At 66.3% G+C, this 12,337-nt stretch carries 11 protein-coding genes; 1 reads left to right on the top strand and 10 read right to left on the bottom strand.

Features of this window, described 5'->3' with window-relative positions:
• Positions 1-76 precede the first annotated feature (76 nt).
• From AC07PV_RS12655 to pgi, 3 genes are all read right to left on the bottom strand, one after another.
• Positions 77-427 carry a hypothetical protein gene (locus tag AC07PV_RS12655; RefSeq protein ID WP_218293344.1) on the bottom strand — a complete coding sequence of 117 codons (351 nt, stop codon included), beginning with the start codon at positions 425-427 and terminating at the stop codon, positions 77-79.
• 109 nt (positions 428-536) lie between these two features.
• Positions 537-1,766 (bottom strand): AGE family epimerase/isomerase, encoded by a 1,230-nt coding sequence (locus AC07PV_RS12650; RefSeq protein ID WP_494630404.1) that lies wholly within the window; start codon positions 1,764-1,766, stop codon positions 537-539.
• Between the two features lie 68 nt (positions 1,767-1,834).
• Positions 1,835-3,400, bottom strand: coding sequence for a glucose-6-phosphate isomerase (gene pgi / locus AC07PV_RS12645; RefSeq protein ID WP_494630403.1), 1,566 nt, complete (start codon positions 3,398-3,400; stop codon positions 1,835-1,837).
• 187 nt (positions 3,401-3,587) lie between these two features.
• Here pgi and zwf point away from each other — a divergent pair, with 187 nt between their 5' ends.
• The gene (gene zwf / locus AC07PV_RS12640) at positions 3,588-5,042 is read left to right on the top strand and encodes a glucose-6-phosphate dehydrogenase (protein WP_218293341.1); all 1,455 of its coding nucleotides are present in this window, start codon (positions 3,588-3,590) and stop codon (positions 5,040-5,042) included.
• Positions 5,043-5,096: 54 nt separating this feature from the next.
• Here zwf and gloA2 read toward each other — a convergent pair whose 3' ends face one another.
• The 7 genes from gloA2 to AC07PV_RS12605 form a co-directional block, all read right to left on the bottom strand.
• Positions 5,097-5,513, bottom strand: coding sequence for an SMU1112c/YaeR family gloxylase I-like metalloprotein (gene gloA2, locus AC07PV_RS12635; RefSeq protein WP_494630401.1), 417 nt, complete (start codon positions 5,511-5,513; stop codon positions 5,097-5,099).
• Entirely contained in the window at positions 5,510-6,487 is a 978-nt protein-coding gene (gene glk / locus AC07PV_RS12630; RefSeq protein ID WP_492254643.1) for a glucokinase, read from the bottom strand. Before glk ends, gloA2 begins: the two co-directional genes overlap by 4 nt.
• 200 nt (positions 6,488-6,687) lie before the next feature.
• Complete coding sequence (locus tag AC07PV_RS12625) at positions 6,688-7,755, bottom strand: ABC transporter ATP-binding protein (protein ID WP_494630399.1); 1,068 nt, start codon at positions 7,753-7,755, stop codon at positions 6,688-6,690.
• Between the two features lie 17 nt (positions 7,756-7,772).
• On the bottom strand, positions 7,773-8,642 hold the full coding sequence (locus AC07PV_RS12620) for a carbohydrate ABC transporter permease (protein WP_218340419.1): 870 nt from the start codon (positions 8,640-8,642) through the stop codon (positions 7,773-7,775).
• Positions 8,632-9,513, bottom strand: a complete 882-nt coding sequence (locus tag AC07PV_RS12615) for a carbohydrate ABC transporter permease (protein ID WP_492244372.1) — start codon at positions 9,511-9,513, stop codon at positions 8,632-8,634. Before AC07PV_RS12615 ends, AC07PV_RS12620 begins: the two co-directional genes overlap by 11 nt.
• 275 nt (positions 9,514-9,788) lie before the next feature.
• Positions 9,789-10,976 (bottom strand): carbohydrate porin, encoded by a 1,188-nt coding sequence (locus AC07PV_RS12610; RefSeq protein ID WP_255591227.1) that lies wholly within the window; start codon positions 10,974-10,976, stop codon positions 9,789-9,791.
• Positions 10,977-11,000: 24 nt separating this feature from the next.
• A complete protein-coding gene (locus AC07PV_RS12605) occupies positions 11,001-12,251 on the bottom strand; it encodes an ABC transporter substrate-binding protein (RefSeq protein ID WP_218293335.1) in 1,251 nt (416 codons plus the stop codon).
• Positions 12,252-12,337: the final 86 nt, after the last annotated feature.

Raw genomic sequence — 12,337 nt, 5'->3', positions numbered from 1 at the left:
GAAGGCGCGAGGGGCGGGGCCTCGCGGCACATTGCCCATTCAAAGTTGAGCGCAGTAGACGTCGCGACTGCCGAACTTACCGGGTGAGCACCGGGCGGGGGCCAGCGCGACTTTTCAACCCTTGCTCCCAGTCCGTCCGCCGGGTCCGCATCAGGATCAGCACACCCAGAACCGTTCCGATGGGGAATGCAAAAAGCAGCAGGATTCCGAGAGTTCGCGATAAATTCCGACCCCACAAATGGCCGGAGCGGACACCACGCAATGCGGCGCAATGAAGCACGAAAGGCGTGCCGAAGATGCCCGCAAGAATCAACACTCCGCTTCCACTCGCGTTGTCACCGGCCAAGTAAATGACGCAAAGCAGCGCCGCGCCGATGCCGTAGAAGATTGACAGCCCGAAGTGGATTCGGGCGAGCGACCTGTTCATGAACTGCTCCTTTTGGCGGGATCGTTCCTGTGCACCATACCGCCCCGCCATGCATGCGCCGCCGCAGCCGCGTGCGGTGCCAGCCGAGGCGACGAAGCCCACCCACGGCTCAATCACCCGTTTTCATCGCCCCCAGCACGTCATAACACGCCCCCATGTTGTGATAGTCCACCTTCCCCGCGTTGCTCTTCTCTCGCGTGTGGTTGCGGTTGGCACCGTCGAGGACGCGAAACCACGCGCCGTGGTCGTGGTCCACGAAGTGCTCCCAGCAATACGCCCAGATTCGGTCGTACCAGTCCCAATAGCGCTCGTCGCCGGTGCGCACAGCCAGCACCGCCGCAGCCGCCATGCTCTCGGCCTGCACCCAGTGGTATTTGCCGTCGTCGCAGATGCTGCCGTCGGGCGCCATGCCGTAGACGATGCCGCCGTGCACGGCATCCCAGCCCTTCTCCAGCGCTGTGTCGAAGAAGAAGCGCGCGCAGGGCAGATGCCAGTCCGCCGGCGCCAGGGCGTCCAGTTGCAGCAGCAGCTTGGCCCATTCGGTCTGGTGGCCGATCTGGTAGCCCCAGGGGCGGAAGATGTTGCTGCGGTCGTGGCGGTTGTAGTCCCAGTCCACCGACCAGTCGGCGTGGTAGTGCTCCCACACCCAGCCCTCGGCAGCAGGGGCCGAGGTGCGGTCCGACAACGCGGCCTGGCGCTGGCAGATGCCCTGCGCGAGCAGTTCGGCGCGCTGGATATAGCGCTGCTCGCCGGTGGCGCGAAAAGCCGAGATCATGGCCTCACAGGCGTGCATGTTGGCGTTCTGGCCCCGGTAGTCCGCCAGCACCCAGTCGGGCGACGCCTCATCGGCGTACAAGCCCTGCGCGGGCTGCCAGAAGTGCTGCCCGGCGGTGTCGAAGGCATCGGCCAGCCAGCCGCGTGCCTCGGGCACTCCGGCCTCCAGCGCCCGTGCATAGGCCAGCATCACGAACGCCATGCCGTAGCAATGCCGCGTGCCATCCAGCACCGTGGCACGGCCGCCCTGCCAGTCGATGAGCCAGGCGTAGCCGCCGGTGGCGGGGTCGAGGAACGCAGTGCGCAGAAACTGCAGCGCGTGCACCATGCCGCTCTGGTAGCGCGCCTCGCCCGTGGTGCGGTAGAGCATGGCATGGGTGACCACAAAACGCGTGGCGCTGACCAGGTGGCGGGTGCGCGTGTCGTACACCGTGCCGTCGTCCAGGAAGAAGTGGTACATGCCGCCACTCGCGTCGGTGGCCACGGGCTCGTAGAACGCCATGGTCTGGCGGATGTGCGCGCGCAGGAAGTCGGCGGACCGGAAATCCGGCCGGGGTGCGGTCATGGTGTCTCCTCGAAAAATCGCCAGTGCCCGTGGTCGCGCCGCCGCAGGACGGCCGCCACCGGTCTTTGTCAAATGCCGGCGCGCAGCCGGGCGAGCAACCCGGCGGTGGAGCCGTCGAGCCCTGCGGCATCGCCGCTGGCCAGGCGCGCCTCGATGTCCTTGGCCAGCACCTTGCCCAGTTCCACGCCCCACTGGTCGAAGCTGTTGATGCCCCACAGGCTGCCGCTCACGAACACGCGGTGTTCCTGCAGCGCGATCAGCGCGCCCAGCGACGCGGGGGTGAGCGCATCCAGCAGCAGGAAGGTGCTGGGCCGGTTGCCCGGGAAGTGGCGGTGGCCGTCCTCCCCGTCCTTGCCCACCATCAGCGCCTGGGCCTGCGCCAGGGCGTTGGCCAGCAGCTTGTCGTGGTGGCCTTCCAGGGGATGGGTGGGCTGGCGCACGGCGATGAGCTCCAGCGGCAGCACGTCGGTGCCCTGGTGCAGCATCTGGAAGAACGCGTGCTGGCCGTTGGTACCCGGCTCGCCCCACAGCACGGGCGACGTGGCATAGGGCAGCGGCTGGCCGTCCAGCCCCACGCGCTTGCCGTTGCTTTCCATCTCGAGCTGCTGCAGATAGGCCGGCAGGCGGCGCAATGCCGCGTGGTAGGGCGCGATACAGCGGCTGGTGAAGCCATGGAAGTTGCGGTACCAGATGTCCAGCAGGCCCAGACGCACCGGCAGGTTCTGCGCCAGGGGCGCCGTGCGAAAGTGCTCGTCCATGGCGTGCGCTCCGGCGAGCAGATCGCGGAAGCCCGCCGAGCCAATCGCGATCGCGATGGGCAGGCCAATGGCCGACCACAGCGAATAGCGCCCGCCCACCCAGTCCCAGAAACCGAAGGTGGTGGTGATGCCCAGCGCCTTCGCGGCATCGACATTGGTGGTGAGCGCCGCAAAGTGGCGCCCCACATCCTGACCGCCTTGCGCCGCAAACCAGGCCAGCGCCGAGCGCGCGTTGGTCATGGTTTCTGCGGTGGTGAAGGTCTTGGAGGCGATGAGGAACAGCGTGTTCTCGGCCTTGAGCGACTGCAGCACCGTGTGCAGTTCGTGGCCGTCCACGTTGGAGACAAAGTGCAGCCGCTTGCCCCGCGCGCGGAACTGCTCCAGCGCCAGCACCGCCATGTGCGGGCCCAGGTCCGAACCGCCGATGCCGATGTTCACCACGTCGGTGATGGCGCCATCCGCACGCACCGTGTCGGCATAGGCCAGCATGGCATCCAGCGTGGTGTGCACCTGGGCCAGCTTCTGCGCGATGTCCGGCCCGTCGCCGGGCAGCGCCAGGCCCCGGGGCCGGCGCAGCAGCGTGTGCAGCACGGCGCGCCCTTCGGTGCTGTTGATGGGCTGGCCGCCGAACATGGCGTCGCGGTGCTGTTCCAGGCCACAGGCACGGGCCATGTCCAGCAGCAGCGCCTCGGTGGCGGCGTCCCACAGGTTCTTGGAAAGATCCGCAAACACCTCGGGCGCGTGCTGGCTGAAGTGCCCAAACCGCTGCGCATCGCTGGCAAAGGCCTCCCGCAGGTCCAGACGGCTGCCATCTGCGGTGAACGCGGCCTGCAACTGAGGCCACTCTAGGGTTTGGTCGCAACGGAGGGAGGGCATGGTGGATTCAGGATATCGGGGAGGTGAAAACCGGCGAGATAGTAACTTGATTACACAATTTTTCCGATACTTTTCTGCGCACGAACTGTCAAAAAACGTTTACAGCCTCTACAGCTACACAACCCAATGTAACGAGATTACAATTTCCAGCCTCAGACGCACAACAACACCCTGATATGGAGACCCCATGAGTTTTGACCTTGTCCTGTTCGGTGGAACAGGTGATCTGGCGTGGCGCAAACTCATGCCGGCGTTGTTCCAGGCGTTCCGGCACGGAACGCTGCCCGAGGGAGGCCGCATCATTGCGGTGGCGCGCGACGAGCTGAGCCATGAACAATACCGCAGCCTGATCCAGTCGCGCTTTGACAGCGTGGATCTGGCCAAGCGCCCCACCCCGGACGAGTTCGAACGCTTCGGCGCCCTGCTGCACTACCTGCGCATGGACCTGTCGCAAACGCAGGACTACGCGCGCCTGGCCACCTTGCTGCACGAGCGCGCCGCCGACACCGTGGTGATGTACGTGGCCACCGCGCCCAGCCTTTTCACCAACGTGTGCGAACAGATCGCCGCCGTGGGCCTGAACGGCCCCGCCACCCGCGTGGTGCTGGAAAAGCCCCTGGGCCACGACCTCAAGTCCAACCAGGCCATCAACGACACGCTGCGCCGCGTGCTCAAGGAAGAGCAGGTCTTTCGCATCGACCACTACCTGGGCAAGCCCGCGGTGCAGAACCTGTTTGCGATGCGCTTTGGCAACGCGCTGTTCGAGCCACTGTGGCGGCGCGAGAACATCGCCAACATCCAGATCACCATCGCCGAGGAGCTGGGCGTGGAAACGCGCGGCGCCTTCTACGACCAGACCGGCGCGCTGCGCGACATGGTGCAGAACCACGCGCTGCAGCTGCTGTGCGCCATCGGCATGGAGCCGCCCATCAACTCCAGCGCCAATGCGATCCGCGACGAGAAGCTCAAGGTGCTGCAGTCGCTCAAGCCCTGGAGCATGGAGACCATTGGCCAGCACGTGATCCGCGGCCAGTACGCCGCGGGCAAGACCCACGGGCACAACGTGCCGGGCTACCTGCAGGAAAAAGGCGTGGCCAGCGACAGCACCACCGAGACCTTCGTGGCGCTGCGCACCGAGATCAGCAACTGGCGCTGGGCCGGCGTGCCGTTCTACATCCGCACCGGCAAGCGCCTGGCGGGGCGCGATGCGCACATCGTCGTCAACTTCCGCCCCGTGCCGCACCCCATCTTCAAGATGCCCTCGGGCGCGGTGAACCGGCTGGTGATCAACCTGCAGCCCAGGGACGGCCTGGAGCTGCACCTGCTGGCCCAGGGCGCGGCCCAGCACCAGACCGAACCCGCGCTGTCGCAGGTGGCGCTGAACCTGGACTTCGACCAGCGCTTCGGCACCGAGCGCGTGGGCGCGTACGAGCGCCTGCTGCTGGACGTGATCGCCGGGCGGCTGAACCTGTTCGTGCGCAGCGACGAACAGGAGGAAGCCTGGCGCTGGGTGGAGCCCATCCTGCAGCACTGGAAGAACGACCCCGCGGGCCCGCGGCCGTACGCACCGGGCAGCTGGGGCCCGAGCGCCGCCAGCGCCATGATCGCGCGCGACGGGCATTGCTGGAGCGAAGAGATGTGATGCCATGGAAAAGAAAGGCCCTGCGGGGCCTTTCTTGCTCCCGGCCCCGGCGGTCTAGCGCCTGACGGGCCCCGGCCCCACCAGCTCGATCGGCAGACCGTCCGGATCGGCGAAGAAAGTAAACGACGCGCCCGTGAACGGATCGATGCGCACCGGCTCTGCCGCCACGCCATGCGCGGCCAACGCCGCCAGGCTGGCGTCCATATCCGCCACGCGCAAGGCCAGGTGGCGCAGGCCGCAGGCCTCGGGATACGACGGGCGGGCCGGCGGGTTCGGAAAGGAAAACAGCTCCACCTGCGAACCATCGGGCAATTGCAGGTCCAGCTTGTACGACTCGCGCTCGGCACGGAACACCTCGCTCACCACCGGCAGGCCCAGCACCTCGGTGTAGAAGCGGCGCGAGCGTGCGTAGTCGCTGGCGATGATGGCCACATGGTGCACACCGCTGACCTGCAAGGCGGGGCCGCTCATCCTCCGGAGCCCGCGATGTCCAGCGCGCGCGACGCGCCATGCAGCGCGGGCGTGGCGCTCGGATCGATGACCCAGCAGGGTATCGACGCGAGGTACGGCTGAAACCGCCCCTTGGCCTCGAACCGCGCGCGGAAGGAGGATTTGTCGAACCACGCGCCCAGGCGCGGCACCATGCCCCCGCCGATGAAGACGCCCCCGCGTGCCCCCAGGGTGAGTGCCAGGTTGCCCGCCACGCTGCCCAGAAAGCCGCAGAAAAGATCCAGCGCCTCCAGCGCCAGCGCGTCGTGGGACTGCAGGGCCAGCTCGGTCACCTGGGCGGCCGAGCTGACCTCCTTGCCACCCCGCTGCGCGAGGCGGCGCAGCGCGTGGTACAGGTCCACCAGCCCCGCACCACACACAGCGCGCTCGGCCGACACATGGCCGTAGCGCTCCTGCAGGATGGCCAGCACATCGAATTCGCGCTGCGTCTGCGCCGCCAGCGACACATGCCCGCCCTCCCCCGACAAGGGCACGCCGTTGCTGGAGCCGGGCGGGAACACCAGCCCCGACACACCCAGGCCCGTGCCCGGGCCCAGCAGCGCTATCGCGGCGCCCGGCACCGCCTCGCCGCCGCCCACGGGGCGCAGCAGGTCGGGCGTCAGCAGGGGCAGCGCCAATGCCAATGCGGTGAAGTCGTTGATGACCACGAGCCGCTCGAAACCAAACGCCTCGCGCACCGCGCGCTGCGAAAAGCTCCAGCTGTGGTTGGTCATGCGGATCGCGTCGCCCGTGACGGGGTTGGCGATGCCGAACGCCGCCTCGCGCGGCGCGGGCACGCCCACTTCCTTCAGGTAGGCCGCCAGCGCGGCATCCACGGTGGGGAACTGCGCGCAGGGCAGCACCCGCGTGTCGTTCAAGGGACCGCCCGGCTCGTTCTGCCAGGCCAGCCGGATGTTGGTGCCGCCGATGTCGGCGAGAAGGCGCTGAGGGTGCATAGGAAAAAGATGGAGACCAAAGGTCACACGCCCCGCTGCCCTGCGGCAGACGGCGGCCCGTGGATCATGAATGCTATTATTTATATAGCTATTCGCGCTTTATGGACAGGCGCTGGAGCCTCTTTTTACCTGAATTACCTCTCCAGGCAAAGACCAAAGCCCCTTCTTGCGGCGACCCAGCGGCGGGAGGCTCGTCCTTCTCAGCCCGTCAATCGCTCTTCGGACTCCGCATCGAACCAGTGGGCGTTGGCCGGTGCCACCGTCAGGCCCACCTGGTCGCCCGGCTGCACCCGGGTTTGTGCGTCGGTGCGCAGCGTGACGCTGCCTGCGGCGGTGTCCACCATCACATAGGTGTCGGGGCCCGTGGGCTCCACCACGCTCACCTGCCCGCGCCAGGGCGCACCGTCCTGCAGCTGCAGGTGCTCGGGGCGCACGCCCAGCAGCATCTCCGCGGCGCCCGCGGGCGGTGCCAGGTCCAGCGCAGCGCCCACGATGCCAAACTGCCCGCCGGCCTGCGCGCCACCGCGCAGCAGGTTCATGGTGGGCGAGCCGATGAAGGTCGCCACGTAGGTGTTGGCCGGGCGGTTGTAGATCTCGTCGGGGGTGCCCAGCTGCTGCACGACGCCGCCCTTCATCACCGCGATGCGCGAGCCCAGCGTCATGGCCTCGACCTGGTCGTGCGTCACGTACACGCTGGTGATGCCACTGGCCTGGTGCAGGCGCTTGATCTCGGCGCGCATCTCCACACGCAGCTTGGCATCCAGGTTGGACAGCGGCTCGTCGAACAAAAAGAGCTGCGGCTGGCGCGCCAGCGCCCGGCCCATGGCCACGCGCTGGCGCTGGCCGCCCGAGAGCTGGCTGGGCCGGCGGTCCAGCAGGTGGCTGATCTGCAGCATGGCCGCCACTTCGTCGATGCGCTTTTGCCGCTCGGGCCTGGGCATCTTGCGCATCTCCAGCGCAAAGCCGATGTTGTCGGCCACGGAGAGCGTGGGGTACAGCGCGTAGCTCTGGAACACCATGGCGATGTCGCGGTCGCGCGGGGGCATGCCCACCACGTTCTTGCCGGCGATGCGGATCTCGCCTTCGGTGGGCTCGTCCAGGCCCGCAATGATGTTCAGCAGCGTGGACTTTCCGCAGCCCGAGGGGCCGACCAGGATGAGGAACTCGCCTGGCGCGACGTGGATGTCCACCTTGCGCAGCACCTCCACGCTCTTGTCGCCCTTGCCAAAACGCTTGTTGATGCCTGCGATGTCGAGTGATGACGCCATGATCTCTACTTACCTTCTTAACCTTTGACGGCGCCGGCAGTGAGCCCGCGCACAAAAAACTTACCGGCCAGCACATAGATCACCATCGTGGGCAGGCCCGCGATGATGGCGGCCGCCATGTCCACGTTGTAGGCCTTCACGCTGGAGCTGGTGTTGGCCAGGTTGTTCAGGCCCACGGTCACCGGCTTGGAGTCGGTGCCCGAGAACACCACGCCGAACAGGAAGTCGTTCCAGATGTTGGTGAACTGCCAGATCAGCGTGACCATGATGATGGGCGTGGACAGCGGCAGCACGATGCGCCAGAAGATCTGGAAGAAGCTCGCGCCGTCCATGCGCGCGGCGTTCACCAGCTCTTTCGGAATGGCCGCGTAGTAGTTGCGAAAGAACAGCGTGGTGCCGGCCAGGCCCGCCAGGCAGTGCACCAGCACCAGGCCCGTGATGGAGCTCGACAGGCCCAGCCAGCCGAGCACCTGGCTCATCGGCAGCAGCACCACCTGGAAGGGCATGAACACGCCGAACAGCAGCATGCCGAACAGCGCATCGCTGCCCCGGAACTTCCACAGGCTGAGCACATAGCCGTTGAGCGCGCCCCACACGGTGGAGATCAGCACCGCCGGCACGGCCATGGCCACCGAGTTCAGGAAAAACGGGCGCAGGCCGTTGCAGTCCACGCCGGTGCAGGCGCTGGACCACGCGGTGCCCCAGGCCGACCAGTTCAGCGCGGCGGGCAAGGCCAGCAGCGACGTGCTGCGGATTTCCTCGGCGTCCTTGAAAGACGTGACCAGCATCGCGTACAGCGGCAGCAGGAAAAAGGCGGTGGCCAGGGCCAGCACCGCGTAGACCAGCAGGCGGCCCACGGAAGGAAATACAGAAGGCTTAGCGGTCATGGGGCTTGGTCCGCAGTTCGCTGTAGAGATAAGGAATGACCAGCGCCGCCACGGTGGCCAGCATCATGGTCGCGCTGGCCGCGCCCAGGCCGATCTGGCCGCGCGAGAACGACATGGTGTACATGAACGTTGCGGGCACGTCGGTGGCAAAGCCGGGGCCACCGGCCGTGAGTGCCATCACCAGGTCGAAGCTCTTGATCGCCAGGTGCGACAGCACCATGAGCGTGGAGAAGAACACCGGCCGCAGCGCGGGCAGCACGATGCGCCAGTAGATGCGCGGCAGCGATGCGCCATCGACCTGCGCGGCCTTGATGATGCTGTCGTCGATGCCGCGCAGGCCCGCGAGGAACAGCGCCATCGCAAAGCCCGCGCTCTGCCAGATGCCGGCGATCACCACGCAGTAGATGGCCATCTCGGTGTCCACCAGCCAGCCGAATTCAAAGTTCGGGAAGCCCCAGTCGCGCACCATTTTTTCGATGCCCAGGCCCGGGTTCAGCAGCCACTTCCAGGCCGTGCCCGTGACCACGAAGGACAGCGCCATCGGGTACAGGTAGATCGTGCGCAGCGCGCCTTCGGCACGGATTTTCTGGTCCAGCAGCACGGCCAGCACCACGCCGATGGCCAGGGACCCGCCCACGTAGCCCACGCCGAAGATGCCCAGGTTCTTCAAGGCCACCCACCAGCGGTCCATCTCCCACAGGCGCTCGTACTGCGCCAGGCCCGCCCACTCGTAGTTGGGCAGCATGCGCGAAACAGTCAGGCTCAATACGCCGTTCCACAGCATCAGGCCGTAGATGAACGCAAAACCCAGAACAAAAGCCGGTGTCACGACCAGCTTGGGCAACCATGTCTCGAACGTATTCTTGGTCATCGCCGGTCCACCCCATGGTGAAGAAACATCCCCCTCGGGGGCAGCGACCCGCGCGGCGGCGGAGCGTGGGGGTCATTTTTCATGGCTGCGAAAAAATTTCTGGCATGTGCCTGCATATGAAAAAAAGGGGGGCACGCACAGAGTGCCCCCCAAAGAACAAAGTCACCTCTGACTAACTCGCTAACTCACTTCACCATTCCATGTCCTGGCCACAGGGGCCGCCGCGCCGGGCCAAGCCCCGCGCCGCGCCTCCCTGCGGCCCGAAGTGGAATCACTTACCACCAGACCTCGTACTGCACACCCACCAGCGTGCGCGAAGTCTTGCCGTTGGCACCGAAGGTGGCCGCATTGGCCACGGCGGCGGCCTGGTTCCAGTTGGCCTTGGTCACATACAGGCGCAGCTCGGGGCGCGACCAGAAATCTTCCGACAGGGCCAGGGCACCCGCCAGCGTGACCTTGGACAGGCGCTGGTCGGGGCCCGTGCCCTTGCGCGTGGTAGTGGACAGCTCGGCCAGCATCTTGAAGTTCTGCGTGAACGCGTACGAACCACGGCCGCCCAGCGAGAAGTCCTTGGTCTCCACGCCGGTCAGGTCGGCCTTGTTGGTCTGGTAGCCAATGAGCGCCTGGCCGCCGAAGGGGCCGCTTTGCCAGTTGATGGAGTCAGCGATGCGCGTGGAGCGCCGGCCGGGCCGGCTGCCGTCGATGGCCTCGAACTCCCCGTCGATGCGGGCATGGCCCCGCGAGGTCTGCAGGTACAGGGTATTGCTGATGCTGGGCAGCAGGAATTCCTTTTGCGTGTGCATCAGCGAGACGCCCGAGCCCGAGCCGCCATTGGCCTGGCCCTTGCCGCCCACGGCCGTCAGCAGCACGCGCAGCTTGCCGCCGGGGTTGGTGTTGATTTCCGACAGGTCGGCGTTGATGCGGTGCGCCTTGACGTTGTTGGGCAGGTTGCCGTCGAACTTGTCGCCGGTGAACACGCCCACACCCAGCTTCATGCCGCCGATCGGCACGTCGGTCACGCCGGCGCCGATGTTGTCGCCGTAGTTGAGCAGGAAGTAGTCGACGATGTGCACGTCCTGGATCCGCAGACGGCGCTGGCCGGCCCAGAACTTGGCCTCGGGCGAGAACGAGAAGCCGCTCATTTCCACGTAGGCCTGCTCGGTGCTGATGTCGCCGCTGCCCCACTTGGCGGGCATGTAGTTCACCTTCCACTTGATGCCGTTGGTCTCGAAGCCGCGCGCGAAGTTGACTTCGATGCCGTTGTCGCCCTCGTTGCCCAGGCGGAACTTCTGCAGCTCGCCGCCGAGCGACAGGTTGCCCTTGACGCCGTCGGAGTGGTTGAACACGGGGCCACCCCGCGAGTAACCGTTCATCTCGAAGCCGGCAACTTCCAGTGCCATGGCTCCATTCATCGCGCATGCGGCGGCCAAAGCCACCGCCGTGAGGCGGTTTCTTTTCATCATGTTGATTCCCTCAGTGGTGGTGGTTTATTTGGTCTTCGCGGCGGTCGCGATCTTCTTCATGGCATCGGCGACGCTCACCTTGTCGTCATTCCAGAACTGGCTGACCACGTCCTTGATGGCGCCTTCCGTGGCGGGCGCGATCGCCATGCCATGGGCCACGCTGGGCAGCAGGCTGCCGCTCTTGGCGGTGTCGGCGAAGTCCTTGGCCGAGGCCTTGGCGCAGTCGTCGAACTTGTCCATCTTCTGGCCGGCGCGCACCGGGATGGAGCCCTTGTTCAGGTTGAACACCTCCTGGAATTCGGGGCTCATGATGGAACTGGCCAGGTCGCTCTGCGCCTTCTGGGCAGCGGCATCCTTGAGCTTGAACAGGATGAACGAGTCCACGTTGAAGGTGAACGACGTGGTCGTGCCCGGCGCCGCGGCGCACAGGAAGTCCTTGCCCGGCGCCTTGTTGGCCGCCAGGAACTCGCCCTTGGCCCAGTCACCCATGAGCTGGAAGCCCGCCTTGCCCTGGATCAGCATGGCCGTGGCCAGGTTCCAGTCGCGGCCGGGTGCGCCGGGGTCGGTGTACGACTTGATGCGGCGGAAGGTCTCGAGCGACTTCTTCATGGTGTCGCTGTTGATGGCCTTGTCATCAAGCTTGACCAGTGCGTCCTGGTAGAACTTGGGGCCGCCGACACCCAGCACCACCGATTCGAAGGTGGTGAAATCCTGCCAGTTCTGGCCCCCGTGGGCCACGGGCACCAGGCCCGCGGCCTTGAGCTTGTCGGCGGCGGCGAAGAACTCGTCCCAGGTCTTGGGCATGGCGGCCACGCCGGCCTTCTTCAGGGCCTCGGAGCTGCCCCACATCCAGTTGACCCGGTGCACGTTGACGGGGGCCGCCACGTAGGCGCCCTTGTACTTCATGACATCGGCGACCACCTTGGGCAGCAGCTCGTCCCACTTCTCGGCCTTGGCCAGGGCGTCCATGTTGGCCAGCACGCCTTCGGAGGCCCATTCCTGGATGGCCGGGCCCTTGGTCTGCGCGGCCGAAGGCGGGTTGCCCGAGATCACGCGGCTCTTGAGCACGGTCATGGCGCTGTCGCCGCCGCCGCCGGCCACGGCGAAATCACGCCAGGTGTGGCCCTTGGCCTGCATGATCTTCTTGAGCTCGGCCACCGACTTGGCCTCGCCGCCCGAAGTCCAGTAGTGCAGGACCTCGACCTCCCCCGCGCTGGCGGACATCGCTGCCGCCAGGCCCACCGCCACTGCGGCGATCTTTGTCATCTTCCACATACCCTTGTCTCCTCGATGTTTGAATCCGTTTGGTGCGCAGCAGACCGGTGCCGTTCAGCGCAGTCGGTACTTTAATTACAATAATT

This window comes from Acidovorax sp. GW821-FHT09A11, assembly GCF_059418365.1.
This window is presented reverse-complemented; position numbering and strand designations above follow the sequence as displayed.

Coding starts and splice junctions, on each gene's coding strand:
- AC07PV_RS12655 (WP_218293344.1), bottom strand. CDS start 427: ATGAACAGGTCGCTCGCCCGAATCCACTTCGGGCTGTCAATCTTCTAC.
- AC07PV_RS12650 (WP_494630404.1), bottom strand. CDS start 1,766: ATGACCGCACCCCGGCCGGATTTCCGGTCCGCCGACTTCCTGCGCGCG.
- pgi (WP_494630403.1), bottom strand. CDS start 3,400: ATGCCCTCCCTCCGTTGCGACCAAACCCTAGAGTGGCCTCAGTTGCAG.
- zwf (WP_218293341.1), top strand. CDS start 3,588: ATGAGTTTTGACCTTGTCCTGTTCGGTGGAACAGGTGATCTGGCGTGG.
- gloA2 (WP_494630401.1), bottom strand. CDS start 5,513: ATGAGCGGCCCCGCCTTGCAGGTCAGCGGTGTGCACCATGTGGCCATC.
- glk (WP_492254643.1), bottom strand. CDS start 6,487: ATGCACCCTCAGCGCCTTCTCGCCGACATCGGCGGCACCAACATCCGG.
- AC07PV_RS12625 (WP_494630399.1), bottom strand. CDS start 7,755: ATGGCGTCATCACTCGACATCGCAGGCATCAACAAGCGTTTTGGCAAG.
- AC07PV_RS12620 (WP_218340419.1), bottom strand. CDS start 8,642: ATGACCGCTAAGCCTTCTGTATTTCCTTCCGTGGGCCGCCTGCTGGTC.
- AC07PV_RS12615 (WP_492244372.1), bottom strand. CDS start 9,513: ATGACCAAGAATACGTTCGAGACATGGTTGCCCAAGCTGGTCGTGACA.
- AC07PV_RS12610 (WP_255591227.1), bottom strand. CDS start 10,976: ATGATGAAAAGAAACCGCCTCACGGCGGTGGCTTTGGCCGCCGCATGC.
- AC07PV_RS12605 (WP_218293335.1), bottom strand. CDS start 12,251: ATGTGGAAGATGACAAAGATCGCCGCAGTGGCGGTGGGCCTGGCGGCA.